The sequence below is a fragment of the Streptomyces sp. NPDC059002 genome (assembly GCF_042740435.1).
In the GTDB taxonomy this organism is placed as follows: Bacteria; Actinomycetota; Actinomycetes; order Streptomycetales; family Streptomycetaceae; genus Streptomyces.
In genome coordinates, this window is sequence record NZ_JBHYJI010000055.1 from 40,753 (window position 1) to 65,743 (window position 24,991).

Sequence of the window (24,991 nt, forward strand, 5' to 3'; positions counted from 1 at the left end):
GTGCAGCGACTAGGGTGGGTGTCTCATCCACTGGACATCTCACTTGGAGGGCCGGGAGTGACCACCGAGCTGCGCCGTCTGCGCAACTACATCAACGGAGAGTTCCGGGACGCGGCCGACGGACGGACCACCGAGGTCATCAATCCGGCGACCGGCGAGGCGTACGCGACCGCGCCGCTGTCGGGCCAGGCCGACGTCGACGCCGCCATGAAGGCCGCCGCCGACGCGTTCCCCGCCTGGCGCGACCTCACCCCCGCCGAGCGCCAGAAGGCCCTGCTGAAGATCGCCGACGCCTTCGAGGAGCGCGCCGAGGAGCTCATCGCGGCCGAGGTCGAGAACACGGGCAAGCCGATCGGGCTCACGCGGTCCGAGGAGATCCCGCCCATGGTCGACCAGATCCGCTTCTTCGCGGGTGCGGCCCGGATGCTCGAAGGCCGTGCCGCGGGCGAGTACATGGAGGGCCTGACCTCCATCGTCCGCCGCGAGCCGATCGGTGTCTGCGCCCAGGTCGCGCCGTGGAACTACCCCATGATGATGGGCGTCTGGAAGTTCGCCCCGGCCCTCGCCGCCGGTAACACCGTCGTCCTCAAGCCCTCGGACACGACGCCCGCGTCGACCGTCCTGATGGCCGAGATCATCGGCTCCGTCGTGCCGCCCGGCGTCTTCAACGTCGTCACCGGCGACCGCGACACCGGCCGTCTGATGGTCGAGCACAAGACGCCCGCGATGGCCTCCATCACCGGCTCCGTGCGCGCCGGCATGCAGGTCGCCGAGTCCGCGTCCAAGGACCTCAAGCGCGTCCACCTGGAGCTCGGCGGCAAGGCGCCGGTCGTCGTCTTCGAGGACACCGACATCGCCAAGGCCGTCGAGGACATCTCGGTCGCGGGCTTCTTCAACGCGGGCCAGGACTGTACGGCCGCGACCCGCGTGCTCGTCCACGAGTCCATCCACGACGAGTTCGTGACGGCGCTCGCGAAGGCCGCCGCCGACACGAAGACCGGGCAGCCGGACGACGAGGACGTGCTGTACGGCCCGCTCAATAACGCCAACCAGCTCAAGCAGGTCTCCGGGTTCATCGACCGGCTTCCGGCGCACGCCAAGGTCGAGGCGGGCGGTCAGCGGGTCGGCGAGAAGGGCTACTTCTACGCGCCGACCGTCGTCTCGGGCCTCAAGCAGGACGACGAGATCATCCAGAACGAGGTCTTCGGGCCCGTCATCACGGTGCAGTCCTTCACGGACGAGGCGCAGGCCGTCGAGTACGCGAACGGCGTCGAGTACGCGCTGGCGTCCTCCGTGTGGACCAAGGACCACGCGCGCGCGATGCGGATGTCCAAGGTGCTCGACTTCGGGTGCGTGTGGATCAACACGCACATTCCGCTCGTCGCGGAGATGCCGCACGGCGGCTTCAAGAAGTCCGGGTACGGCAAGGACCTTTCGGCATACGGGTTCGACGACTACACGCGCATCAAGCACGTGATGACGTCGATCGAGGGCTAGTACGTCGGCCGCGGGTGCGTGGGGGCTGGTCGCGCAGTTCCCCGCGCCCCTATGGGGCCCCGGCGATATTTGTGTGACGGGTCTTCCGCCCCCGCGTACCGTTGCGTACGCGGGGGCGGCTCCGTGATGTGCTTCCTTCTTTTCTTCTCTGCAAAAGATCCGTAGCGCATCCACTTCCCGCCCCCGTCTTTCTGTACGACGGGGGTGTGACCTGATGAAGACGACGACGGCCGACGATCTCGCCGGGCTGCTGCTGCGGCGCCGGCAGAGCGTGCGCGTGGCCGCCGGTGCCGGGCGGTCCGCCGTGACCGACTCCGCGGTGGTCGTGCTCGAAGCCGAACTCGCCGACCGCGGGCACCTGTTGACCGCTCCGCTGCGGCGCGCGCTGACCTCGCTCTCCGTGGCCGACCTCGCCGTGACCGGGCGCAAGCTGCTCGCCGACGTCGACGCGCTGATGGGCTCCGACCGACACCACGCGCAGCTGTTCCGCCGGTTCCCCGACGAGATCCCGTACCAGTACGCGCACCAGCACTTCACCTCCGTCGTCGCCGCGCGCCTCGCCGCCCAGCCGCACCAGCCCTGCATGAACTGCGCGGGCACCAAGGGCCGGGTGCGCGCGCTCGGGCCCTGCGCCCATCTGCTCTGCGACGCCTGCATCACCAAGATCGACGACTGGGGCTGCTGCGACGAATGCTGCGTCTGGTACGCCTGCCCCATCTGCGAGCAGCGGTACGAGACCGACGGGCCCACCGACCCCTGGCTCGACACGGGGGCCGGGCTCGGCGGTGACGGCGGTGAGGTCCTGCGCACGCTGCGCCTCGGCGCGCCCGGCGACGCCGCCGCCGAACTCGCCGCGCTGCTCGCCCGCCGTACGCCCCTGAACCCCCAGGACCACGACGACCTGGTGCTGCTCCTGGGGCACCTGGACCCGGCCGACGCCGACGACTGGCTGCCCGAGTCCATTCCGCTGCGCGAGAGCAAGGCGCTCGCCCTCGCGCCGCTGCTCGACCTGCCCGCGGTGCGGCCGCTGGCCGTACGGCACGTGGACACCGCCACCGATGTGCTGCGCATCCTCGCCGTACGTTCCGGTGGCGATCCCGACCTGCTCGAACTGCCGAGGCTGCGCGGGCTCCCACGGCCGGTGCGCCGTGAACTCCTCGGACTGCTCGACGGGTTGGACCTCCGGCGCATGGTCGAGGACATGGCCCGCAACCCGCGCGCCTGGAAGCGGGTCGGGGAGATCCTGCACCCCTTCGAGCAGGCCCACCGGCACGCGCGCGTGGCGCTCGCCTTCGCGGTGCTGCGCGAGACGCGCATCGGGGACGGCGCCCTGGGCGAGGTGCTGCTCGCCGAGGCCGCCCGGCACGAGGACGTCCGGCTCGCCGGTGACCGGCTGCGCGTCGCCACCTGGCAGGGGCGGGTCGAGGAGGCGCTCGACCGCTGGGACATCCCGGCCGCCGTACGGCTCCTCGGCGAGCGGCCCGGTGAACTCCTGCGCCGCGTCGACCTGTTGCTGGCCCGCTCGGGCGAGACGACGCTCCCTGAGACGGTGGGCGAGGCGCTCGCCGACGCCCTGCCGCGCTCCGGGCCCGGGCCGCTGCTCGGCGCGTACGGCCGGATGAAGATCCGTGCCGTGCCGGGGCGCCGCCGCGTCTTCTTCCCGCGCGGGCGGGTCACCAAGGCGTACGCCATCGAGGACCACCGGCCGCCGCTGCCCTCGCGGGTCGCGGGCCGTGCCGGTGAGCTGATCGGGGCGGAGGCCGTGCGGCGGCTCGCCGAGCGGGCGGGGGACCGGTACGACGTGGCCGTCCTCGACGCCTCGCTCGCCGACCTGCCGGTGCCCTTCGCCGAGCGCGCGTCGGCCGCGTCGCTGGTCGCCGTGCCGCGCGGCAGCTCCCTGCCCATGCCCGCGGACAGCGAGACCGTACGGCTGTTCCTGCACTGGATGCAGCCCCAGGGCAGGCGCGTCGACCTCGACCTGTCCGTCGCGCTCTACGACGACCTGTGGCGCTTCGTCGGCCTGTGCGACTACACGCACCTCGAGTACGCGGGCGGCGCGGCACGGCACTCCGGTGACTTCACCTCCGCGCCCGCCCCGCTGGGCGCCACCGAGTACCTGGACCTCGACCTGCCGCGGCTCGCGAACGCGGGCGTGCGGTTCGTGGTGCCCGCCGTCATCTCGTACAACGACGTGCCCTTCGACGAACTCCCGGACGCCTTCGCGGGGTTCATGGCCGTCGAGGGCAAGGAGCGGGCCGTCTACGACCCGCGCACGGTCCGGCAGCGCTTCGACCTCGCGGGCGACGCCAAGCTGTGCGTGCCGATGATCGTCGACCTGCGGACACGGCACGCGTGGTGGACGGACGTCACCCTCGCCACGACGGGCATCGGCCACGACGTGTGGGGCTACCGCAGGCAGCTCGGGCGGATGGGGAACGATCTGCTCGACACCTTCCAGCCGTGCGGCCGCGCCACCCTGTGGGACCTGGCCTGCTGGACGGCCGCCGCCCGCACCGACGGCGACGTCTATGTGCGCGGCCGCGGGCACGTCCTGTGGGGCTACCGCCGCGCCGACGACGAGCCGCGCGCCGACTTCGCGCTGCGCATCCGCGACGGCTGGGAACCCGACGCGCTGCGCGCCGAGCCGGAGCTCGCCGACCGCAGGGCCCTGCTCGCCCTGCTGCACGGCGAGTTGGCGGGCGCGGAGGACGCCGCGTCCGGCACGGCGTACCGGCTCTACCCGGGGCCCGTCGACGCCGCGCCGCTGGAGCGGGTCACGGCGGGGGACCTGGCGGGGTGGCTGGAGCCCGAGTGAGGGGCCGCGCCCCGCGGCGGGTGCCGTGCGCCCGACCCGCGTCGGGCGCTGTGTGACCGACCCGCGGCGGACGTCGTGTGACCGACCCGCGGCGGACGTCGTGCGATCGACAGGGTGTCGGGTCAGGCCCGCCCGGCTCGACGCTGCGTCCATTGCCGCGCCGACGTGCGAAGGCGCATGCTGCCGGGGTGCGAGCGAACCCCAGAGCCTCCTTCGTGTCCCGCCGTTCCCTGCTGCGCGCCGTCGGCGGCGGGGCGGCCGTCAGTACGCTCGCGGGCTGCGGAGTGCCCGCCGCGTACATCGGACCCGGCGAGCGGGCCGCCGACGACCGCTCCCGGCAGGACAAGAAGCTGGCCTTCGCCAACTGGCCGCTGTACATCGACACCGATGACGACGACAAGACGAAGCGCCCCTCGCTGGACGCCTTCGAGAAGCGGACCGGGATCGACGTCCGCTACACGGAGGAGATCAACGACAACGACGAGTTCTTCGGCAAGATCAGCCCGTCCCTGATGAACCACCAGGAGACGGGCCGCGACCTCATCGTCATCAGCGACTGGATGTGCGCCCGCTTCGTACGGCTCGGCTGGGTGCAAGAGATGGACCGGGCGCGCCAGCCCAACGTCACCAAGTACCTCGACCCGCTGCTGCGTTCGCCGCACTTCGACCGGGGCCGGAAGTTCACCGTGCCCTGGCAGTCGGGCATCACCGGCATCGCGTACAACAAGCGCAGGGTCGGCCGCGAGATCAAGCAGGTCTCCGACCTGTGGGCCGACGACCTCAAGGGCCGGGTCACGCTGCTCTCCGGACTCGACGAGGCGTTCGCGCTCCTCATGCAGGGCGACGGCGTCGACATCACCCAGTGGACCGCGGACGACTTCCACCGGATGTGCGACCAGGTCGAGAAGATGGTGAACAGCCACCACATCCGCCGCTTCACCGGCAACGACTACATCAAGGACCTCTCCAGCGGCGACGTCCTGGCCTGCCAGGCCTACAGCGGCGACGTCATCCAGCTCCAGGCGGACGACCCGGACATCGAGTTCATCGTCCCCGAAGAGGGCGCCGAACTGTGGGCCGAGTCCCTGATGGTCCCCAACCTCGCGCGCCACAAGCAGAACGCCGAGCGGCTCATCGACTACTACTACGACCCCGAGGTCGCCGCGGAGCTCGCCGCCTGGGTCAACTACGTCTGCCCGGTCCCGGCCGCCCGCGACGTCCTCGCCTCCTCCAAGGACAAGGAACTCGCGGCCCTCGCCGAGGACCCGCTGATCTTCCCGGACGACGCGATGCGCAAGCGGCTCGCGATCGCGCGGGACATCACGTCGAAGGAGCGCACGGAGTTCGCGAAGCGGTGGAACGCGTTGGCGGGGTTGTAGCGCGGGGGCGTTCGGGAGCGTTCAAGGTCGTTCGGGAGTGTTCAGGGGCGGTCGGGCGCGTTCAGGGGAGTTCGGCGGCGGGTGTCACGTGCTGCCCGGGCCGCCGCTGCCGAAGGCTCCGCTGCTGTTGCGGCTCCAGCGGCGGCGCCGCTGGTCCTCGCTGCGGCGGCCGGACGTGTTGCCGTGTGCCTTGAGTTCGTGCGGGGTCAGGCGCGCGCGGTGGTCCTCCGTCAGCGGGACCTCGTCGGGCTCGCGTGCCTCCTGGACCTCGCGCACCGGGCCCGACGGCGGGAGCCCGGGGTGCTCGTGCGGCGCGGGCGGGGCCGGTGCGCGGCGGCGGGCCCGGATGCCGATCCAGACGGCCCAGATCAGGGCCAGCGCCACGATGAGACCACCGGCGAACGGCAGCAGCGCGGCGGCGGCCTCCGGGAAGGCGACGGGGGCGGTGCCGGGCGGTTGCTTCATCAGGGCCGGGTAACCAGGGGCGGGCGCTCGATGCCGGGCGGGTGGGCACTTTGTGCCTGACCGGGCTTCCGGTTGTGCCTGACCTGGTCGACGTACGCGGTCGCGTCACCTTCTGCGCAGGAAGCGCCGGACGTCCTCGGCCGCGTACCCGGCCCGCAGCCGCCAGGCAGCCAGCTTGTCCGTCACCGCGAGGAGGACCTTCCGCCGCTTGAACCACGGCGGAAGATCGCGGAACGGCACGAAGGTGAGGGTGTCCCTGATGGCGTTGTCCGCGACGCCGCCGAGCCCCTCGGCGCGCAGCGCCGCGTACAGCTCCGGGGTCAGCTCGCCGTTGAGCCGGGCCGCGGCGCCCGCCGCCGTGAAGGCGAAGCCGCGCTGATGGCGGTCCGCGAGGCCCATCGCCCTGATGATCCGGGGTGACGCCTCGGCCGGCGGGCAGTTGAAGGCCAGCCCGATGACCGCCGTGCCGAGCCGCCGCTCGCCCCGTGCGAAGGCGGCGTCGACCTCGGCGGGGTCGTCGATGCGGATCAGTCCTTCGCCGTCCGCCCAGTCGTACGTCATGGTGCCCCGGTCATGCCGAGCGCCCCCGCGGGCAGCCTGGCCGCCTCCCGTACGGCGGCGATCAGGCGCGGGGCCGGGGTGCCGGTGCGGGCGGTGACCGTGACCGCGGCGAGGGTGCGGCCCGTGTGCAACACCGGTGCGGCATAGGCGAGTTCACCCAGGCGGTACTCCTCGTGGGCCGCCGCGATGCCCCGCGCGCGGACCTCCGCGAGGCCGGTCATGAGCCTGGCGGGGGAGGTCACCGTGTGCGGGGTGTGACGGGTGAGGGGGCCGCCCCCGCGCAGCTCCGCGAGTCCGGCCGCCAGCAGGATCTTGCCCGCGGCCGTCGCGTGCAGGGGCAGCCGCTCGCCGCTGACCAGGAACAGCGCGGCGCCGTCCGACTCCACCGCCAGGTCCGCGTGGCCGCCGGTCCGCGTCGAGAGCAGCCGCAGCGCGGGGAGCGCCGCCGTCAGGAGCGATCTGGGGCAGGGCGCGGCGGCGCCGAGTGCCCTCAGGCGCGTACCCAGTCGGTAGGAGCCGTCCGACGCGCGTTCGAGGCCGCCCCATGCGACGAGTTCCCGCACCCTGCGCAGCGCGGTCGGCAGGGGGAGGCCCGTGCGGTGTGCGATGTCGGTGAGGCGGAGGCTGTCCGGTCCTTCCGCGAACGCGTCGAGCACCGAGAAGATCCGCCCGGCCACGCTGTCGCCCATGTCCGCCCCGCTCCCTTGTCCGTTGCCCGACCGTCCGTTGCCCGACTCTCTTCCGGCCGCCGTCCGCCCGCGCTTTCGTTCAGTGAAAGCGGTCCGTTGCCGGGTGTGCGGTCCGCCCGGGAGGGTCAACGCATGACACTCGATCTCTCTTCCGACCAGCTTCTGTCCACCACGCGCGCGGTACGTCACCGGCTCGACCTCACCCGCCCGGTCGCCCGCGAACTCCTGGAGGAATGCGTGGACTTGGCGGTCCAGGCGCCCACCGGGCGCAACCGGCAGCGCTGGCACTTCGTGATCGTCACCGACCCGGACCGGCGTGCCGCGCTCGCCGACGCCTGGCGCGCGGGAGTGTCGGCGCCGGGCACTTCACCGGCGCTGCGCGACCGGGACCTGCGGCGCATGAACGTCGTGGACGGTGTGATGGACCGGGTCTTCTCGGGCGCCGCCCACCTCTACGAGCGGCTGCACGAGGTTCCCGCCCTGGTGGTGCCCTGCGTCGAGGGGCGCACGGACGACGCCGCCGTCGTGCACCAGGCGGGGACGTGGGGTTCGATCCTGCCGGCCGCCTGGAGCTTCATGCTGGCGGCCCGCGCGCGGGGGCTCGGCACCTGCTGGACGTCGGGGAACGTGGCCAACGAGAAGGAGGCCGCCCGCATCCTCGACATCCCTTACGGGGAGGTGATGCAGGCGGCCCTGATTCCCGTGGCGCACACGATCGGCACGGACTTCCGGCCCGCGCGGCGCGTGCCGCGTGACGAGGTGCTGCACTGGGACCGGTGGTGAGCCGTGCGCGCGGGCCGGGTCAGCGCAGCGCGGCCAGGGCGATGCGCTGGGCCACCGGGTTCGTGCCGTCGCCCTTGGCGTCGGTGGCGTTGACCGAGTAGACGAGGGTGCGGGAGCCGTCCTCGGTGCTGGCGATGATGTTCGTGTAGCCGTAGCGGGCGCCGGTCTTGAGCCAGACCACCTTGTCGCCGATCTTCTGGCGCTGGAGTCCCGCCCCGAAGGTCGCGCCGTCGATCTTCTTCGGCACCGTGAGCATCTCCTTCAACTGCGGCCGCGGCAGCACCTTCCCGCCGAACAGTGCCTGGGTGAACCGCTCCAGGTCGGCCGTGGAGGAGATCATGTCGCCCGCGGCGAACCGGTCGTACTGATTCCACTCGGTGACGTCGACGAGGCGGGTGGTGCCGTCCGGCCGCTCCACCTTCTGGTACCCGCGGTTGTGCGGGCCGCGGATGCGCGGGTCGGTGCCGGGGAAGTACGTGTCGCGCATGTGCAGCGGCTTGAAGATCCGCTTCGCGGCCTGGTGCGCGTACGAGTCCCCGGTGACCTTCTCGACCAGCAGGCCGAGCACGGTGTAGCCGATGTTGCGGTAGTGCTGCTCGTCGCCCGGGGCGTGCTCGGGGCCCTTGGCGATGGCGGAGGCGAGCACCGTGCGCGGGTCCAACGTGTCGTAGCGGTGGGCGAGTTCGTCGTCGAAGCCGTCGCCCGACTTGAGGCCGCTGGTGTAGTTGAGCAGGCTGCGTACGGGGATGGGGTCGAACTTCTCCGTGAACAGGCCCGGCATGTAGTCCTGCACGGGTCTGTCGAGGTCGATCCGGCCCTCGGCGGCCAACTGCAGCACCACGGCCGCCGTCACGACCTTCGTCGTGGACCCGGCGCGGAACCGCCCGTTCGGATCGGCCTTGCGGTGCGTGACCAGATCGTGCACGCCCGCACTGCCGCGCCATGCCCCGCCCGTGCCGCCGACACGGACGAGCGCGGCGGTCGCGTCGGCGTTCGGCAGGCCCTTGATCGCGTCGCGCAGGGCCGTGCCGTCGGGCCGGTCCGCCGTGGTGCCGGCCGCCGCGTGGGCCGTCGCGGCGTGGGGCGCGTGCGCGAGGGCGGGGGCGGCAGCGGCGCCGGTCAGGCCGAGGACGAGAGCGGCGGCGAGGGCGGCACGGGCGGGGAACTTCACGGTGGCTCCTGGTTCGACTGAGGTGCGGTGTGCTGCGGTGCTCTCATCCTGGTGATCACCGGAGCGGGGCGGATCGTCGGTGGGGAGGGCACGGACCCCGGAAGCCATCGGGGTCAGGAGGCGGTCGGATCAGGGGTGTTGACCGGGGTGTCCCCTAGGGGGCGCCATGGCGGCCGGGGTGGGCGTGGGCATCGGCGTCGGTGTCCGCGCCGATGCGGGTGTCGGCATCGGCGTGGGCGTCGGCGCGGTCCTGGGCCGCCATCACCTCGTCCCCGTGCTCGTACGCCCACGCCCCGAAGGCCTCGATCGGATCGAGCAACGTACGGCCCAGCGCGCTGAGTTCGTACTCGACCCGGGGCGGCGAACCGGCGTACGGCACACGGGTCACCAGACCGTTGTACGTCAGGCGCCGCAGCGACCACAGCACCACCGCGTTCCAGGTGTGGGCGAGCAGGTCGAAGGCGAGGCGGGCACGGCAGTCGGCGAGCAGATCGCGGTCGGTCGTCACGTACCGAATGGTGCCCGAGCCGCTTCCTGCTGTCGTCCCTGATCCCGGCGGACCGGCCGGGCGACGAGGGGACATGAGGGGAACCGGCATGCGGATCGGAATCATCGGCACGGGCAACATGGCGGACGCGCTCGGGGCGCAGTGGGTGCGGGCGGGGCACGACGTGCTGGTCGGCGGGCGCGACGGGGCCGCCGCCGCGGCACTCGCCGCGCGCATCGGGGCGGGTCGGCACGGATCACCGCGCGCCGCCGCGGAGTTCGGCGACGCGGTGCTGCTCGCGCTGCCGTACGAGGCGGGGGCCGAGGTCGCCGCCGAGCTGGAAGTCGCCCTGCGCGGGCGGGTGCTGATCGACTGCTCCAACCCGGTGGGTGCGGGGTTCGCCCTGCTCACGGAGGCGGACGGCGGCCCGTCCGCGGCCCGCCGCATCGCCGCCGCGGCACCCGGCGCCCGGGTGGTGAAGGCGTTCAACCTCTGCCACGAGGACATCTGGCGCATGACCCCGCCGGTCTTCGCAGGGCGGCCGCTCGCGGTGCCGGTCTGCGGGGACGACGGGCAGGCGCTGGATGTCGTACGCGCGTTGGTGCGGGACGTCGGCTGCACGCCGATCGCGGCGGGCGGCCTGGCGCGGGCGGGGCTGCTGGAGGCCACGGCGGCGCTGGTGATCGGGAGGGGGTCCCCCTGCTCATTAAGAGCTTGGGGGAGGGGGCGGACGTGCAGGCGATGCTGCCGCCGCTGGTCTGACGGGGCGCGCCCGGGCCCTTCGGATCCCTCGGGTTCAGGCGCTCCGCAGAGCGTGCAGGACGTCGACGCGGTTCGTGGTGATCGAGTCGACGCCCGCGTCGAGCAGCCGGCGCATCGAGCGGCGGGTGTCCGGGGTCCAGGCCGAGAGCAGGAAGCCCTCGCGGTGGACGTGGTGGGCGAGTTCGCGGTCGACCAGGGCGAAGCGGTAGTTGAGCCAGCGCGGCTTCACCGCGTCGAGCACGGCGCGGCGCGGCGGGGCCAGGCTCGTCCAGGTCAGGGCGATCTCGGCGGCCGGGTCCGCGTCGCGCACCGCGAGCATGGTCCGCGCGCCCGCGCAGTAGTACGCCCGCTCGGCCGCGCCGCAGTCGGCGACGACCCCGACGACCGTGCGGACCGCGTCGGGCGTCGCCCCCGGCAGGTCGACCATGAGGCGGTGCCCTTCGGTGGCCTTCAGCGCCGCTTCGAGGGTCGGTACGCCGCCCTCGGTGAGGCCGTCGAGCTCGGCGGAGGACAGCGCGGCGAGCGGCCGGTCGTACCCCCACAGCCGCTTGAGCGTCTCGTCGTGCAGCAGCACGGGCACGCCGTCACCGGCGAGGCGGACGTCGATCTCCACCGCGTCCGCGCCCCGTTCGAGCGCGGAGCGCAGGGACGGGAGGGTGTTCTCGCGGACGCGGTAGGGATCGCCTCGGTGGGCCACAGCAGTCACGGTGCGCATGGGCCCATTGTGGTGCCGTGCTTACGGGGCGAGCCAGGTCTCCGTGTACGTGTCGATCTCGGCGGCGATCCGCGCCTTGCCCGCCGGGTCGAGGAAGGACGCCTCGACGGCGTTCTTCGCGAGGGCCGCGATGCCGCGCTCGTCGAGGCCGAGGAGACGGGCGGCGACGGCGTACTCCGTGTTCAGGTCGGTGCCGAACATGGGCGGGTCGTCGGAGTTGATGGTCACGGTCACACCGGCCTCGACGAACTGCCTGATCGGGTGCTCTTCGAGGGTGCGGACCGCGCGGGTCGCGATGTTCGAGGTCGGGCAGACCTCCAGCGGGATGCCGTGCTCGGCGAGGTGGGCGAGCAGCTTCGGGTCCTGCGCGGCGGTGGTGCCGTGGCCGATGCGCTCGGCGCCGAGGTGGTTCAGGGCGTCCCAGACGGTCTCCGGGCCCGTCGTCTCGCCCGCGTGCGGCACCGAGTGCAGGCCCGCGGCGATCGCCCGGTCGAAGTAGGGCTTGAACTGCGGGCGCGGTACGCCGATCTCGGGCCCGCCGAGCCCGAAGGAGACCAGGCCCTCGGGGCGCAGCTTGTCGGTGGTGGCGAGCCGGAGCGTCTCCTCGGCCGACACGAGCCCCGCCTCGCCGGGGATGTCGAAGCACCAGCGCAGTACGGTGCCGAACTCGTCCTCCGCGGCCTTGCGGGCGTCCTCGATGGCGTCCATGAAGGCGCGGTCGTCGATGCCGCGGCGCACGGAGGAGTACGGGGTGATGGTCAGCTCGGCGTAGCGGACGTTCTGCCGGGCCATGTCGCGGGCCACCTCGTAGGTGAGGAGGCGGACGTCGTCCGGGGTGCGGATCAGGTCCACGACGGACAGATACACCTTGATGAAGTGCGCGAAGTCCGTGAACGTGAAGTAGTCGGCAAGCGCCTCCGGGTCGGTCGGCACCGCGGAATCCGGGTGCCGGGCCGCCAGCTCGGAGACGATGCGCGGGGAGGCCGAGCCCACGTGGTGCACATGCAGTTCCGCCTTGGGCAGTCCTGCGATGAAGGCATGCGGGTCTCTGTCCTGCGCGGCTGCGGTCTGCTGCTCGGTCACGGTTTCCTCCCCAGGAACGGGCTTGATCGGCTGATCGGGACGGGGATCATCGTAGGTCGGTGCCGGTCGGCGCGGGGGAACCAGGGGCCGTAGCATGACGGAACGTACGAAAGAGGTGACCCGTCATGTCCGAGGACGAGGCCGCGGGGGGCGCGGAGGCGCCTCAGGAGCGGGATCCCTGGGCGCCGCCTGCGGAAGACGCGGAGCCGCTGTCGCCGGACAAGCGGGGGGCCTGGACGCAGGGTCCTGTTCCTGGTCCCGGGTGGTCCGGGCCTGCGGGTCCGCCTCCGCCGCACCCGTCGCAGGGGGATCCGTTCGCTCCTCCTCCGCCGCCGCCCGGCGCCGGGCAGGGCGAGGCGGTGCCGCCGCCTCCGGTGTCGCCGGACGGGCCGGGGCAGATGCCGCCGTACGGATATCCGGGGCCCGGGTATCCGGGGTACCCCGGCTATCCCGGACATCAGGGGCAGGGCTACGACGGATACCAGGGCTATCCCGGCTACCCGGTCCAAGGACAGCCCGGATACGGCTGGCCCGCGATGCCGATGGCGCCCGCCAACGGCATGGGCGTGGCCGCGCTCGTCCTGGGCATCATCGCGGCGGTCGGCTTCTGCCTGTGGCCGCTGGCCATCGTGCTCGGCGTCCTCGCGGTGATCTTCGGCGCGGTGGGGCGCGGGAAGGCGCGGCGCGGCGAGGCCACGAACGGCGGGCAGGCGCTGGCCGGGATCATCTGCGGTGCGGTCGGCATCGTGCTCGGCGTGGCCCTCCTGGTCATCCTCGTCGTGGCGCCGGACGACGAGGGCGACGCGGGCTCCTCGGACGACCCGGGCTTCTCGACCACGCTGGCCGCCGGACCCCGGGGCCTGGCATAGCGACGCGGGGTCGGTGCTGATCCGCCGGACAGGCCCTGGTCCGCGTAGGGGCAGTCCCCCTCGCGCGGCGCGGACTCACCCCCCGTACGTGGCCTCGGACTCGTCGAGCACGGCGGAGAAGTCCGCGGCGAGCCGGACCGCGTCCGTCGCCTCCAGCGCGGACGTGGTGATGCGCACGGCGGTGGGCGTGGCGATGCGGAACCGCGCCCCCGCGGCCACCCACCACCCTCGCGAGCGCAGCCCGTTGACGACCGCCGCCTCGTCCCGCACGGGCACCCATACGTTCATCCCGCTCGCCCCGTGCGCCGTGATGCCGTGCCGCGCGAGCTCACGGAGCAGGGCTTCGCGCCGCTCCGTGTAGGCGCGCTCGGCCCGGCCCACCACCCGGAGTGCCGCGGGGTCGGTCAGCGTCCGCTCGACGGTCTCCTGCAGTACGTGGCTGACCCACCCCGAAGTGAGCAGCATCCGCCCCTCGTGCCTGGCGAGCGTGGTGGCGTCGCAGGCGAGGGCCGCCCACCGCAGGTCGATGCTCAGATGCTTGGAGACGGTGCGCACCTGCGCCCAGCGCGCGAGTCCGCCGGTGGTCAATGAGTGCGGGGCCGCCCCCGCCACTTCGGCGTTGTGGTCGTCCTCGACGACGAGCACATCCGGGAAGCCGTCGAGGACATCGAGCAGCGCCTCCCGCCGCGCCGCCGTGAAGCGGCCGCCCACCGGGTTCTGCCCCCGAGGGCTGCACACCAGGGCCCTGGCGCCCGCCCGCAGCGCCGTGCGCAGCGCTTCCGGCCTGATGCCCTCGTCGTCCACGGCCACCGGCGCCATGCGAAACCCCAACGCCGGTACGAGGTCGAGGAGATGGTGGAAGCCCGGATCCTCCACCGCCACCGTGTCGCCCGGCTTCAGCTCCACCGAGAGCAGCCGGGCCATGCAGTCCAGCGCTCCGTGTGCGAAGGTCACCCGGTCGTCGGGCACCCCGTCCCGCGCGAACCACTCCCGGGCCAGCTCCTCAAGGCCCGCGAGGCGCGGCACCGCGCGGTGCGAACCACCCACGGGATCCACCCGGGCAGGAGGCCTGAGGACCGGCAGCAGGGCCGAATCAGGATGCCCGCCCGCCAGATCGCGCACCCCCTGCGGCGCTCTGGGCGGCCTGCGGGCCCCGACTGCCGGAGCCTGCGCCACGACCGTGCCGCCCCGGCCGCGGGTGACCACGATCCCGCGCTGCCGCAGTTCCTTGTAGGCCGTCGCGACCGTGCCGGCGCTGACCCCCAGATCGTCGGCGAGCCTGCGCACCGGAGGCAGGGCGTCGCCCGGTGCCAACCCGCCGTCGGCCACGGCCTGTTCGACCGACGCGGTGATTCCCTTGGCGGTCGAGCCACTGATCCCATATTGTGCTGCCACGTAAACAATTATGTACCGGTACAAAAAAGCGAGTCAAGTCGACGCCGCCGAAGTCAGGGGGACGGGTGAGCTTCAGTCGTCAACGGTCCGCGCTGTACGCACGCATACCAGGGGGTGCCGACGGCCGCCGCATGCTCTGGATCGCCCTGATCAACAAGGCGGGGACCGGTCTCTGGATGGGGGCGGCCGCCCTCTACTTCACCCTGGTGACCGGCCTTTCCGTCGCCGAGGTCGGCGTGCTCCTCGGTGTCTCGGGCGCCGTCGGCATCGCGGGCGCACCGCTCGCGGGCCACCTCGCCGACCGCTTCCCGGTCACCCGCATCATCATCGGGGCCCAACTCCAGCAGGCCGCGGCCCTGTTGGCGCTGCTCACGACGGACAACTTCGCGCTGCTCCTGCTGTGCTCGGCCGTCAACAGCCTCGCCGACCGCGGTGCCAATGTGCTCACCAAGCTGTACGCCGCCCGCATCGCGGGCCCGGAGCGCACCAAGTACCAGGCCGTGCAGCGCACCGTCTCCAACGCGGGCTGGGCCATCGGCGGTCTCGCCGGTGCGTTCGCTCTCGCCGTCGGCACCACCCACGCCTACCAGGCACTGCTCCTCGGCAACGTGGTCAGCTTCCTCGCCGCCGCGGCCCTCACCCTGCGCTGTGTCGAGCCGCCTTCGCCGTCCCGGCTGGTCGCCGAGTCCACGACCACCGTGCCCGCACCCGTCGCCGCGCCGTCCACCCCCTGGCGCGACCGCTCCTACCTGCTCTTCACGGTGACGGAGGCGGCCCTCTTCCTCGACGACGCGGTGCTGCAGGTCGGCATCCCCCTGTGGATCGTCCACGCCACCGACGCCCCGCACGGCCTGGCACCACTCCTCATGGTGCTCAATTGCGTCCTCGTGGTCTGCTGCCAGGTCCCGCTGTCCCGGTTCGGCAGCACTCCGGACCGGGCCCGCGCGCTCCTCGTCCCCCTCGCGGCCTGCTTCGTCGTCGGGTGTGCCGCGCTGACCGCCTCCACGCTCGGCGGTGTGTGGCTCGCCGTCGCCGCCCTCACGGTCGCGGCGATCGCCCTCACCTTCGCGGAGATACTCCACGCCATCGCTTCCTGGGAGCTCTCGATCGCGCTCGCCCCCGACGACGCCCAGGGCGCCTACCTCGGGGTGCACGGCCTGTCCTCGTCGGCCCAGCGGAGCGGTGGACCGCTCCTGGTCACCGCCGTGATCGCGGCGGGCCCGCTCGCCTGGCCGGTGCTCGGGGCAGGCGTGGTCGTGACGGTGGCGGCGCAGAGCCGTCTCGTACGGAAGCGACTGATCCGGCAGGGCCCCGCGGCGGACCCGGCCGTGGCGGGCGACTCCGCGGCGGACCCGGTCGTAGCGGGCGACTCCGCGGCGGACCCGGTGGTAGCGGGCGACTCCGCGGCGGGCCAGGCCGTGGCAAGCGACGTCACGGCGCCCCGAACCCCTTGACGCGTCCCGTCGGTCAGGCGCGGGACCGCGCCTCCATCAGCGCGAAGCCCAGCAGATTGGCCCCCTGCCACTTCGTGGGGTCGTCCGCCCGGGGGTCGTCGGCCGCCAGGCCGATGCCCCAGACCCTGTCCAGGGGGCTCGCCTCGACCAGGACCCGGTGGCCCGTGCCGAGGAGGAACTCGCGCAGGGCCGGGTCCGAGGTGAACTTGTGGACGCTGCCCTCGACCACGATGCGGAACCGCTCCCGCGCCCATATCGCCTCGTCGAAGTCCCGCACGAGCCGCCCCGCGTTCTTCGCTTCCGCGGGGGTCCGCGCCGCGAGGACCGCCCGGTCCGCTTCCGCGTCGTCGAAGAGGCGGGCCTTGGCCGACATCATCCAGTGCTCCGCCGTCGCGTACCGGACGCCGTCCACCGTGAACGGCGAGGGCCACCACTGGCTGAAGCAGCTCGCGCCCAGCGAGCCGTCGCGTCGGGGCGTGTGGCCCCAGAAGTACAGGTACTTCACCTTCTCGCCCGCGTTCACCGCGTCGACGAGCGCCTCAACGGAGCGCACCGAGTCGATCTTCGTCATGCACGCGAGTCTGGCACGCGCCACGGACACTCCGTCCTGCGTTTTCCAGGAGCACTCGACACCTGGTCGACAGATTCCGTCGCGTAACCAAAAGGCAACAACGGAATCACTTGTTGGACTACTACCGCTCTGCCAGGATCGGCACTCAAATCGATCTGGAGCTACGCCGATCCCCGTCGCACGGGGAGCACGGCGGAGGAGAGCGTCATGCACAACTTCCAGGCGCAGGACCACTTCGCGGACGGCGCGCAGTACATCGCCGGGCGGCTGACGAAGGGGACGTCGGGGAACAGTCACGCCGTCGTGGACCCCGCCACGGGCGACGAGGTCTACACGTACGAACTGGCCGGAAGCGACGACGTCGACGCCGCCGTCGCCGCGGCCGCGCAGGCGTTGCCCGGCTGGGCGGGCGCCACCCCGGGCGAGCGCTCCGACGCCATGCACCGCTTCGCCGGCGTCCTCGCGGACCGCGCCGAGGAGTTCGCGCAGGCGGAGTCGCTGCAGTGCGGCAAGCCGATCAAGCTGAGCCGCGAGTTCGATGTGCCGGGGACCGTCGACAACACCGCGTTCTTCGCGGGCGCGGCCCGGCATCTGCAGGGCCAGTCGGCGGGGGAGTACAGCGGGGACCACACGTCGTACGTACGCCGTGAGCCGATCGGCGTCGTCGGGTCGATCGCGCCCTGGAACTATCCCCTCCAGATGGCCGCCTGGAAGGTCCTCCCGGCGATCGCCGCCGGGAACACCATCGTCCTGAAGCCCGCCGAGCTCACCCCCTTCACCTCGCTCCTCTTCGCGCGGGCAGCCACCGAGGCGGGCATCCCCGACGGTGTCGTCAACATCGTCACGGGGGCCGGGCGCGACGCCGGTGAGCATCTCGTCGGGCACCCGGACGTCGCCATGACCTCCTTCACCGGGTCCACCGGCGTCGGCAAGCGCGTCGCCGAGATCGCCACGTCCACCGTCAAGCGCCTCCACCTGGAACTCGGCGGCAAGGCGCCCTTCGTGGTGTTCGACGACGCCGATCTGGACGCCGCCGTGCACGGCGCGGTCGCGGGCGCGCTCATCAACTCGGGGCAGGACTGCACGGCCGCCACGCGCGCGTACGTCCAGCGCCCGCTGTACGACGCCTTCGTGGCGGGCGTCGCCGATCTCATGGAGAGCGTGCGGCTCGGCGACCCGTTCGACCCCACCACGGACCTCGGGCCGCTCATCTCGCACGTCCACCGCGACCGCGTCGCCGGATTCGTCGACCGGGCCCGCTCCTACGCGCGCGTGGTGACCGGCGGTGAGGCGCTCCAGCACCCCGGCGCGTACTACAAGCCCACGCTCATCGCCGACGCCGCGCAGGACAGCGAGATCGTGCAGTCCGAGATCTTCGGCCCGGTGCTCGTGGTGCTGCCCTTCGACAGTGACGACGAGGGCATCCGGCTCGCCAACGACACCCCCTACGGTCTCGCCGCCTCCGCCTGGAGCCGCGACGTGTTCCGCGCCAACCGTGCGACCCGCGAGATCAAGGCCGGGTGCGTATGGGTCAACGACCACATCCCGATCCTCAGCGAGATGCCGCACGGCGGCTACAAGGCGTCCGGCTACGGAAAGGACATGTCCGCGTACTCGTTTGAGGAGTACACGCAGGTCAAGCACGTCATGTTCGACAACACCGCGGTGGTACGCAAGGACTGGCACCGCACGATTTTCGGGGACCGATAGTCACGTCGACACCAGGCCGCGTGACCGGCGGCCGCCTTCCCGAAAGGGCAACCACGCGCATGGAGCAGTACGAGCCCCACCCGCTGTCCCCGGCCCAACTGGCCGCCATGCACCGCAGTCTGCGGAACGGCAGGGGCGCCCTGACCCGCCGTTCCCTGCTGCGCGCCGCATCCGGCGGCGCGCTCGCCCTCGGCGGGCTCGGGGCACTGACCGCCTGCGGGATCCCCGCGGCGGGCCAGGGCCAGGGCGGTGTCTCCGCCGACGACCACTCGGCCGACGAGAAGCGCGTCGTCTTCTCCAACTGGACCGAGTACATGGACGTCGACGAGAAGGACGCGAACCGCAGGCCCACTCTGGAGGCGTTCACCAAGCGCACCGGGATCACGGTCAAGTACACCGAGGACATCAACGACAACGTCGAGTTCTTCGGGAAGATCAAGCCGCAGCTCGCCGGGGGCCAGGACACCGGGCGCGACCTCATCTGCGTCACGGACTGGCTGGCCGCCAGGCTCATCCGTTTCGGGTGGGTCCAGAAACTGGACCCGGCCAATCTGCCGCACGCGTACGCGCGTCTCTCCACCCAGTTCCGCGACCCGGACTGGGACCCCGGCCGGGCCTACTCGTACCCCTGGACCGGCATCTCCACCGTCGTCGCCTACAACAAGAAGGCGACCGGAGGGAAGAAGATCACGTCCGTCTCGCAGCTCCTCGACGACCCGAAGCTCAAGGGGCGCGTCGGCTTCCTCTCCGAGATGCGCGACACCGTCGGCATGACGCTCATCGACATGGGCAAGGACCCCGGGGACTTCACCGACGACGACTTCGACGCGGCCGTCGCCCGTCTCCAGAAGGCCGTCGACAGCGGGCAGATCCGCCGCTTCACCGGCAACGACTACACCGCCGACCTGGAGAAGGGCGACATCGCCGCGTGCCTCGGCTGGGCCGGTGACGTCGTACAGCTGCAGGCCGACAACCCGGCCGTCGACTTCCACATCCCGGACCGGGGCTACATCACGTCCACGGACAATCTGCTCGTACCGAACAAGGCACGCCACAAGCGCAACGCCGAGCGCCTCATCGACTACTACTACGAGCCGGAGCCGGCGGCCCGCCTCGCGGCGTACATCAACTACGTCTGCCCGGTGGACGGCGTACAGGAAGCGCTCGCGAAGATCGACAAGGATGCCGCGGCGAATCCGCTGATCATTCCCGACAAGGAGATGAAGGCGAAGTCCCGGGCGTTCCGCTCTCTTTCACCGAAGGAAGAGACGGCCTACGAAGAGAAGTTCGCCAAGCTGACGGGTTCGTAGGCGGCTGCGCTGGGACGTGGATTCGTCTGCGGCTCTGTTGTGGTTGCTCGCGCAGTTCCCCGCGCCCCTGACGGGGCGGCTCCGTTCCTCCCCCTCGACTTCCCCTGGACCCACCATGACCTCTGCTCAAGAACCCGGCGGCGATGTCCGCCTCTCCGGGATCAGCAAGACCTACGGCTCCTTCACCGCCGTGCACCCGCTCGATCTCACCGTGCCGCAGGGCTCCTTCTTCGCGTTGCTCGGGGCGTCCGGCTGCGGCAAGACCACCACGCTCCGCATGATCGCGGGCCTGGAGGAGCCCAGTTCGGGGACGGTGCGGCTCGGTGACCAGGACGTCACGGCGCTGCCGCCGTACAAGCGCCCCGTCAACACCGTCTTCCAGTCGTACGCGCTCTTCCCGCACCTGGACATCTTCGAGAACGTCGCCTTCGGGCTGCGCCGGCGCGGCATCAAGTCCGTGAAGAAGCAGGTCGGCGAGATGCTCGACCTGGTGCAGCTCGGCGAGCAGGCGCGCAAGAAACCGCATCAGCTCTCCGGCGGCCAGCAGCAGCGCGTCGCCGTGGCCCGCGCACTCATCAACCACCCCAAGGTGCTGCTCCTCGACGAGCCGCTCGGCGCCCTCGACCTGAAGCTGCGCCGCCAGATGCAGCTGGAGCTCAAGCGCATCCAGACCGAGGTCGGCATCACGTTCGTGCACGTCACGCACGACCAGGAGGAGGCCATGACGATGGCCGACACCGTGGCGGTGATGAACGGCGGCCGGGTCGAGCAACTCGGCGCGCCCGCCGATCTGTACGAGAACCCGAACACCACCTTCGTCGCCAACTTCCTCGGCACGTCCAACTTCATCGAGGCGGAGGTCGGGGGCAGGAGCGGCGACGACATCGTCCTCAAGACGGGCGACGGCAAGCTGACGCTGCCCGCGGCCCGATGCAGCGCCCCCGCCACGACCGGCGGCAAGGTCCTCGTCGGCATCCGCCCGGAGAAGATCTCCCTCACGCACGCCGACGACGCGGGGCAGATCCCCGAGGGCCGCAACCGCATCACGGGCCGCATCGCCGACAGCAGTTTCATCGGCGTCTCCACGCAGTACGTCGTCGACAGCCCGCTGTGCGACTCCTTCGAGGTGTACGCGCAGAACATCGAGCGCGACGGCCGCCTCACCCCGGGCGCCGAGGTCGTCCTGCACTGGAACCCCGCGCACACCTTCGGCCTCGATGCCGCGCAGGATGTCGAAGCGGGCGTCGAGAAGGTCGAGGAGGACGCCTCGGCATGACGACCGTGACCGACGCACCACCACCCGCGGCGCCCGTCCCCGACGAGGCGCCACCGCGCAAGATCCGCAAGCGCGGCCGCCTCGTCCCCTACTGGCTGCTGCTCCCCGGCATCCTCTGGCTCGTCGTCTTCTTCGCCCTGCCGCTGGTCTACCAGGCATCGACCTCCGTGCAGACGGGGTCACTCGAAGAGGGCTTCAAGGTCACCTGGCACTTCTCCACCTACTGGGACGCGCTCGCCGACTACTGGCCGCAGTTCCTGCGCTCGGTGCTCTACGCCGGCGCCGCCACGATCCTGTGCCTGCTGCTCGGCTATCCGCTCGCGTACCTCATCGCGTTCCGCGCGGGCCGCTGGCGCAACCTCATCCTGGTCCTGGTCATCGCGCCGTTCTTCACCAGCTTCCTCATCCGTACGCTGGCGTGGAAGACGATCCTCGCCGACGGCGGCCCCGTGGTGGGCGCCCTCAACTCGCTGCACGTCCTGGACGTCACCAGCTGGCTGGGCGTCACGGACGGCGACCGGGTGCTCGCCACGCCCCTCGCGGTGATCTGCGGACTCACGTACAACTTCCTGCCGTTCATGATCCTGCCGCTCTACACCTCCCTGGAGCGCATCGACGGACGCCTGCACGAGGCCGCGGGCGACCTCTACGCCACACCGGCCACGACCTTCCGCAAGGTGACCTTCCCGCTCTCCATGCCGGGCGTCGTCTCCGGCACGCTGCTCACCTTCATCCCGGCGGCGGGCGACTACGTGAACGCGGACCTGCTCGGCTCGACCGACACGCGCATGGTCGGAAACGTCATCCAGACGCAGTTCCTGCGCATTCTGGATTACCCGACGGCCGCGGCGCTCTCCTTCATCCTCATGGCCGCGATCCTCTTCATGGTGACCTTCTACATCCGCAAGTCGGGGACGGAGGATCTCGTCTGATGTCTGCCTTCTCTGCCTTCTTCCGCTGGCTGCGGCGCAATCTCGTCGTCATCGCGGGCCTCTGCACGCTCGCCTATCTCCTGCTGCCGAACGTGATCGTGACGGTCTTCTCCTTCAACAAGCCGAAGGGCCGCTTCAATTACTCCTGGCAGGAATTCTCGCTGGACGCCTGGAAGGATCCGTGCGGCGTCGCCGACATGTGCGGCTCGCTCTCGCTGAGCCTGCAGATCGCCACCTGGGCGACGATCGGCGCGACCGTGCTCGGCACGATGATCGCCTTCGCGCTCGTGCGCTACCGCTTCCGGGCGCGCGGCGCGGTGAACTCGCTGATCTTCCTGCCGATGGCGATGCCCGAGGTCGTCATGGCCGCCTCGCTGCTCACGCTCTTCCTCAACATGGGCGCCCAGCTGGGCTTCTGGACCGTACTGATCGCCCACATCATGTTCTGTCTCAGCTTCGTGGTGACCGCCGTCAAGGCGCGCGTCATGTCGATGGACCCGCGCCTGGAACAGGCCGCGCAGGACCTGTACGCGGGTCCCGTGCAGACCTTCCTGAGGGTCACGCTGCCGATCGCCGCACCCGGCATCGCGGCGGGCGCGCTGCTCGCCTTCGCGCTCTCCTTCGACGACTTCATCATCACGAATTTCAACGCGGGCTCGACTGTGACCTTCCCCATGTTCGTCTGGGGATCCGCACAGCGGGGCACGCCCGTTCAAATCAATGTGATCGGTACGGCGATGTTCCTCGTCGCCGTTCTTCTCGTGCTCGCCGGAATGCTGATAGGCAAGCGCCGCAACAAGCAACCCCAGTAACCCATACGCAGTTTCTGAAGGAGTGGAAATCATGGCCCCTAGCGCCATGACCCGTTTCACCAGGTCGCTCTCCGACGCCCAGCCGGTCTCGTACTGGCTGGACGACCCCGGCAGGCCCACCCCCGGGCCCGCCCTCACCGGCGACGACCAGTGCGACCTCCTCGTCGTCGGCGGCGGCTACAGCGGACTGTGGACCGCGCTCATCGCCAAGGAGCGCGACCCGCACCGCGAGGTGGTCCTCGTCGAGGGCCGCGAGGCGGGCTGGGCCGCCTCCGGCCGCAACGGCGGCTTCTGCGCCGCGTCCCTCACGCACGGCATCGCCAACGGTCTGTCCCGCTGGCCCGGCGAGATCGGGAAGCTGGAGGAGCTCGGCGCCCGCAACCTCGACGAGATCGAGGCGGCCGTCAAGCGCTACTCCATCGACTGCGACTTCGAACGGACCGGCGAGATCGACGTGGCCACCGAGCCGCACCAGCTCGCCGAACTCCACGAGATGTACGAGGAGATGGCGGAGCACGGCCTCGCGGGCGGCGCCGAGCTGCTCGACGCGGACGCCCTGCGCGAGCAGGTCGACTCGCCGACCTTCCTCGGCGGGCTCTGGGACCGCGACGGCGTCGCCATGCTGCACCCGGCGAAGCTCGCGTGGGGCCTGAAGCGGGCCTGCCTGGAGAAGGGCGTCCGCATCTACGAGCACACGCCCGCACTCCAACTGGCCTCGTCCGGCGCGGGGATGGCGATCCGCACGCCGTACGGCAGGGTCTTCGCCCGCCAGGTCGCGCTCGCCACGAACGTCTTCCCCTCGCTGGTGAAGCGCATCCGCTCGTACACCGTCCCGGTCTACGACTACGCGCTGATGACGGAGCCGCTCACCGAGGACCAGCTGGCCGCGATCGGCTGGCGGAACCGCCAGGGCCTCGGCGACAGCGCCAACCAGTTCCACTACTTCCGGCTCTCCGCCGACAACCGCATCCTGTGGGGCGGTTACGACGCGATCTATCCGTTCGGCGGGCAGGTGCGCGCCGAGTACGACGACCGGCCCGAGACGTACGCGAAGCTCGCGGGCCACTTCTTCACCTGCTTCCCGCAGTTGGAGGGGCTCCGCTTCACCCACGCGTGGGGCGGCGCGATCGACACGTGCTCGCGGTTCTCGGCGTTCTTCGGCACGGCGCACCAGGGCCGTGTCGCGTACGCGGCGGGGTACACGGGCCTCGGTGTCGGAGCCACCCGCTTCGGCGCCGACGTCATGCTCGACCTGCTCTCCGGCGAGCGCACGGAGCGTACGAGCCTGGAGATGGTGCGGACGAAGCCGCTGCCGTTCCCGCCCGAGCCGTTCGCGTGGACCGGTGTGGCGCTGACCAAGTGGTCGCTGGCCAGGTCCGACGCCAACGGCGGCAAGCGGAACCTCTGGCTCAAGACGATGGACAAGCTGGGCCTCGGCTTCGACAGCTGAGTCCTGATCTCTCGGCCTGTGACAGCCGAGTCCGCACCAGCGGCTGAGCGGGGCCTGCCCGACCGGCGCACGCCCCGCCCGCCGCCTGTGCCCCCCTTCGCCACCAACTGGTGGCCGGAACCCGCGTAATGCCAGGCCCCGGGGCCTCTCTCACCTGTGACACGCATCGTTGCTGCACAGACAGAGGGAGGTCCCGCCATGACTGGCTCGGGGGCTAAGTCGGCGGTCGAGTGGCTCGTATCGGTGGCGCCGGATCCGGACGCCTGCCGCTGGGAGTGGGAACGCAATCCCCTGGGGGTCGCGCTCCTTCCCGCGGGCAAGCGCTGGGACGTGCTGATCCTGCCCGGCGAACTCGGCTACCCCACGCTCGACGTGCTGACCCGCTGCATCGACCGCCCGGGGCCCGTGCTCGCGGACTTCGGGGATTCCCGCATGGGGTTCTTCGTGCCCGCGGGCACGGTGGCCCGCTGGATCGGCACGGGCGTACGGGGCGCGGGCCGCGGCACCTGGATCGTCGTCCCCTACCCGGGCAGGGCCACCGGCGGCGTCCGCTGGCTCGTCCCGCCGGACGGCTCGGGCACGCTGACGGACCCGGCCCTGCTCGAACTCGCGATGCACGAGGCGGCCGCGCAACTGGCGCGGGACGCGCGGGACGAGACGGAAGGGGAGACGTGAACTGCCTGAACCCTTGACAACTTAATTGGTCTGGACCAAGTTGGGCGCGCCACCCTCCAATCCCCCCATGCCTGGAGACATCCCACGTTGCTAAGAGTCAAGCGGCGGACGGGAGGAGTTCTGCCGAGGG

The 24,991-nt window shown here is 71.6% G+C and carries 22 protein-coding genes and 1 pseudogene; 14 read left to right on the top strand and 9 right to left on the bottom strand.

Annotation, left to right across the window (positions count from 1 at the left end; translation table 11 throughout):
• Positions 1–57 precede the first annotated feature (57 nt).
• The 3 genes from ACFWZ2_RS34205 to ACFWZ2_RS34215 all read left to right on the top strand — a co-directional run bounded on the left by ACFWZ2_RS34205 (position 58) and on the right by ACFWZ2_RS34215 (position 5,691).
• Positions 58–1,497 (top strand): gamma-aminobutyraldehyde dehydrogenase, encoded by a 1,440-nt coding sequence (locus tag ACFWZ2_RS34205; protein WP_384552410.1) that lies wholly within the window; start codon positions 58–60, stop codon positions 1,495–1,497.
• A gap of 214 nt (positions 1,498–1,711) precedes the next feature.
• The gene (locus ACFWZ2_RS34210; RefSeq protein WP_384552412.1) at positions 1,712–4,312 is read left to right on the top strand and encodes an MXAN_6230/SCO0854 family RING domain-containing protein; all 2,601 of its coding nucleotides are present in this window, start codon (positions 1,712–1,714) and stop codon (positions 4,310–4,312) included.
• Between the two features lie 215 nt (positions 4,313–4,527).
• Positions 4,528–5,691 carry a PotD/PotF family extracellular solute-binding protein gene (locus ACFWZ2_RS34215; RefSeq protein WP_384552414.1) on the top strand — a complete coding sequence of 388 codons (1,164 nt, stop codon included), beginning with the start codon at positions 4,528–4,530 and terminating at the stop codon, positions 5,689–5,691.
• A gap of 84 nt (positions 5,692–5,775) precedes the next feature.
• Here the strand turns inward: ACFWZ2_RS34215 and ACFWZ2_RS34220 are convergent, their stop codons facing one another.
• From ACFWZ2_RS34220 to ACFWZ2_RS34230, 3 genes are all read right to left on the bottom strand, one after another.
• On the bottom strand, positions 5,776–6,156 hold the full coding sequence (locus ACFWZ2_RS34220) for a DUF6479 family protein (protein ID WP_384552416.1): 381 nt from the start codon (positions 6,154–6,156) through the stop codon (positions 5,776–5,778).
• 105 nt (positions 6,157–6,261) lie between these two features.
• Positions 6,262–6,717: a hypothetical protein gene (locus ACFWZ2_RS34225; protein ID WP_384552418.1), complete on the bottom strand. Its 456-nt coding sequence runs from the start codon at positions 6,715–6,717 to the stop codon at positions 6,262–6,264.
• Positions 6,714–7,406 carry an IclR family transcriptional regulator gene (locus tag ACFWZ2_RS34230; RefSeq protein WP_384552420.1) on the bottom strand — a complete coding sequence of 231 codons (693 nt, stop codon included), beginning with the start codon at positions 7,404–7,406 and terminating at the stop codon, positions 6,714–6,716. Before ACFWZ2_RS34230 ends, ACFWZ2_RS34225 begins: the two co-directional genes overlap by 4 nt.
• A 132-nt stretch (positions 7,407–7,538) precedes the next feature.
• Here ACFWZ2_RS34230 and ACFWZ2_RS34235 point away from each other — a divergent pair, with 132 nt between their 5' ends.
• Positions 7,539–8,189: a nitroreductase family protein gene (locus tag ACFWZ2_RS34235; RefSeq protein WP_384552421.1), complete on the top strand. Its 651-nt coding sequence runs from the start codon at positions 7,539–7,541 to the stop codon at positions 8,187–8,189.
• Between the two features lie 19 nt (positions 8,190–8,208).
• On the opposite strand, the gene ACFWZ2_RS34240 is transcribed toward ACFWZ2_RS34235, so the two are convergent.
• Together ACFWZ2_RS34240 and ACFWZ2_RS34245 are read right to left on the bottom strand one after the other, a co-directional pair.
• Complete coding sequence (locus tag ACFWZ2_RS34240; protein ID WP_384552423.1) at positions 8,209–9,360, bottom strand: serine hydrolase domain-containing protein; 1,152 nt, start codon at positions 9,358–9,360, stop codon at positions 8,209–8,211.
• Positions 9,361–9,514: 154 nt separating this feature from the next.
• Complete coding sequence (locus tag ACFWZ2_RS34245) at positions 9,515–9,868, bottom strand: winged helix-turn-helix transcriptional regulator (protein WP_384552425.1); 354 nt, start codon at positions 9,866–9,868, stop codon at positions 9,515–9,517.
• A gap of 88 nt (positions 9,869–9,956) precedes the next feature.
• Here ACFWZ2_RS34245 and ACFWZ2_RS34250 point away from each other — a divergent pair.
• A pseudogene (locus ACFWZ2_RS34250) lies at positions 9,957–10,609 on the top strand (NADPH-dependent F420 reductase).
• A 34-nt stretch (positions 10,610–10,643) separates the two neighbouring features.
• Here the strand turns inward: ACFWZ2_RS34250 and ACFWZ2_RS34255 are convergent.
• Both ACFWZ2_RS34255 and ACFWZ2_RS34260 read right to left on the bottom strand, forming a co-directional pair.
• Positions 10,644–11,324: a glycerophosphodiester phosphodiesterase gene (locus tag ACFWZ2_RS34255; RefSeq protein ID WP_384552427.1), complete on the bottom strand. Its 681-nt coding sequence runs from the start codon at positions 11,322–11,324 to the stop codon at positions 10,644–10,646.
• A gap of 21 nt (positions 11,325–11,345) precedes the next feature.
• Positions 11,346–12,503, bottom strand: coding sequence for an adenosine deaminase (locus ACFWZ2_RS34260; RefSeq protein WP_384552429.1), 1,158 nt, complete (start codon positions 12,501–12,503; stop codon positions 11,346–11,348).
• Positions 12,504–12,766: 263 nt separating this feature from the next.
• Between ACFWZ2_RS34260 and ACFWZ2_RS34265 the strand changes: the two genes are divergently transcribed.
• A complete protein-coding gene (locus ACFWZ2_RS34265; RefSeq protein WP_384552431.1) occupies positions 12,767–13,276 on the top strand; it encodes a DUF4190 domain-containing protein in 510 nt (169 codons plus the stop codon).
• 75 nt (positions 13,277–13,351) lie between these two features.
• Here ACFWZ2_RS34265 and ACFWZ2_RS34270 read toward each other — a convergent pair whose 3' ends face one another.
• A complete protein-coding gene (locus tag ACFWZ2_RS34270; RefSeq protein ID WP_384552433.1) occupies positions 13,352–14,671 on the bottom strand; it encodes an aminotransferase class I/II-fold pyridoxal phosphate-dependent enzyme in 1,320 nt (439 codons plus the stop codon).
• Between the two features lie 65 nt (positions 14,672–14,736).
• Here ACFWZ2_RS34270 and ACFWZ2_RS34275 point away from each other — a divergent pair, with 65 nt between their 5' ends.
• Positions 14,737–16,125: an MFS transporter gene (locus ACFWZ2_RS34275; protein ID WP_384552435.1), complete on the top strand. Its 1,389-nt coding sequence runs from the start codon at positions 14,737–14,739 to the stop codon at positions 16,123–16,125.
• A 13-nt stretch (positions 16,126–16,138) separates the two neighbouring features.
• Here the strand turns inward: ACFWZ2_RS34275 and ACFWZ2_RS34280 are convergent, their stop codons facing one another.
• Entirely contained in the window at positions 16,139–16,696 is a 558-nt protein-coding gene (locus ACFWZ2_RS34280; protein ID WP_384552437.1) for an NADAR family protein, read from the bottom strand.
• Between the two features lie 207 nt (positions 16,697–16,903).
• Between ACFWZ2_RS34280 and ACFWZ2_RS34285 the strand changes: the two genes are divergently transcribed.
• From ACFWZ2_RS34285 to ACFWZ2_RS34315, 7 genes are all read left to right on the top strand, one after another.
• The gene (locus ACFWZ2_RS34285) at positions 16,904–18,406 is read left to right on the top strand and encodes a gamma-aminobutyraldehyde dehydrogenase (protein WP_384552439.1); all 1,503 of its coding nucleotides are present in this window, start codon (positions 16,904–16,906) and stop codon (positions 18,404–18,406) included.
• A 59-nt stretch (positions 18,407–18,465) separates the two neighbouring features.
• Complete coding sequence (locus tag ACFWZ2_RS34290) at positions 18,466–19,716, top strand: PotD/PotF family extracellular solute-binding protein (protein ID WP_384552441.1); 1,251 nt, start codon at positions 18,466–18,468, stop codon at positions 19,714–19,716.
• 115 nt (positions 19,717–19,831) lie between these two features.
• The gene (locus tag ACFWZ2_RS34295) at positions 19,832–20,992 is read left to right on the top strand and encodes an ABC transporter ATP-binding protein (RefSeq protein ID WP_384552443.1); all 1,161 of its coding nucleotides are present in this window, start codon (positions 19,832–19,834) and stop codon (positions 20,990–20,992) included.
• Complete coding sequence (locus tag ACFWZ2_RS34300; RefSeq protein WP_384552445.1) at positions 20,989–21,924, top strand: ABC transporter permease; 936 nt, start codon at positions 20,989–20,991, stop codon at positions 21,922–21,924. Before ACFWZ2_RS34295 ends, ACFWZ2_RS34300 begins: the two co-directional genes overlap by 4 nt.
• The gene (locus ACFWZ2_RS34305) at positions 21,924–22,736 is read left to right on the top strand and encodes an ABC transporter permease (protein WP_384552447.1); all 813 of its coding nucleotides are present in this window, start codon (positions 21,924–21,926) and stop codon (positions 22,734–22,736) included. Before ACFWZ2_RS34300 ends, ACFWZ2_RS34305 begins: the two co-directional genes overlap by 1 nt.
• Before the next feature lie 31 nt (positions 22,737–22,767).
• The gene (locus tag ACFWZ2_RS34310) at positions 22,768–24,186 is read left to right on the top strand and encodes an NAD(P)/FAD-dependent oxidoreductase (RefSeq protein WP_384552449.1); all 1,419 of its coding nucleotides are present in this window, start codon (positions 22,768–22,770) and stop codon (positions 24,184–24,186) included.
• A gap of 198 nt (positions 24,187–24,384) precedes the next feature.
• Complete coding sequence (locus ACFWZ2_RS34315) at positions 24,385–24,861, top strand: hypothetical protein (protein ID WP_384552451.1); 477 nt, start codon at positions 24,385–24,387, stop codon at positions 24,859–24,861.
• Positions 24,862–24,991 lie beyond the last annotated feature (130 nt).

Excerpts from the sequence above, each read along its gene's own strand:
- ACFWZ2_RS34210 (WP_384552412.1), top strand. The coding sequence starts at position 1,712 with ATGAAGACGACGACGGCCGACGATCTCGCCGGGCTGCTGCTGCGGCGC.
- ACFWZ2_RS34220 (WP_384552416.1), bottom strand. The coding sequence starts at position 6,156 with ATGAAGCAACCGCCCGGCACCGCCCCCGTCGCCTTCCCGGAGGCCGCC.
- ACFWZ2_RS34225 (WP_384552418.1), bottom strand. The coding sequence starts at position 6,717 with ATGACGTACGACTGGGCGGACGGCGAAGGACTGATCCGCATCGACGAC.
- ACFWZ2_RS34230 (WP_384552420.1), bottom strand. The coding sequence starts at position 7,406 with ATGGGCGACAGCGTGGCCGGGCGGATCTTCTCGGTGCTCGACGCGTTC.
- ACFWZ2_RS34235 (WP_384552421.1), top strand. The coding sequence starts at position 7,539 with ATGACACTCGATCTCTCTTCCGACCAGCTTCTGTCCACCACGCGCGCG.
- ACFWZ2_RS34255 (WP_384552427.1), bottom strand. The coding sequence starts at position 11,324 with ATGCGCACCGTGACTGCTGTGGCCCACCGAGGCGATCCCTACCGCGTC.
- ACFWZ2_RS34260 (WP_384552429.1), bottom strand. The coding sequence starts at position 12,503 with ATGCTACGGCCCCTGGTTCCCCCGCGCCGACCGGCACCGACCTACGAT.
- ACFWZ2_RS34280 (WP_384552437.1), bottom strand. The coding sequence starts at position 16,696 with ATGACGAAGATCGACTCGGTGCGCTCCGTTGAGGCGCTCGTCGACGCG.
- ACFWZ2_RS34285 (WP_384552439.1), top strand. The coding sequence starts at position 16,904 with ATGCACAACTTCCAGGCGCAGGACCACTTCGCGGACGGCGCGCAGTAC.
- ACFWZ2_RS34290 (WP_384552441.1), top strand. The coding sequence starts at position 18,466 with ATGGAGCAGTACGAGCCCCACCCGCTGTCCCCGGCCCAACTGGCCGCC.
- ACFWZ2_RS34295 (WP_384552443.1), top strand. The coding sequence starts at position 19,832 with ATGACCTCTGCTCAAGAACCCGGCGGCGATGTCCGCCTCTCCGGGATC.
- ACFWZ2_RS34300 (WP_384552445.1), top strand. The coding sequence starts at position 20,989 with ATGACGACCGTGACCGACGCACCACCACCCGCGGCGCCCGTCCCCGAC.
- ACFWZ2_RS34305 (WP_384552447.1), top strand. The coding sequence starts at position 21,924 with ATGTCTGCCTTCTCTGCCTTCTTCCGCTGGCTGCGGCGCAATCTCGTC.
- ACFWZ2_RS34310 (WP_384552449.1), top strand. The coding sequence starts at position 22,768 with ATGGCCCCTAGCGCCATGACCCGTTTCACCAGGTCGCTCTCCGACGCC.
- ACFWZ2_RS34315 (WP_384552451.1), top strand. The coding sequence starts at position 24,385 with ATGACTGGCTCGGGGGCTAAGTCGGCGGTCGAGTGGCTCGTATCGGTG.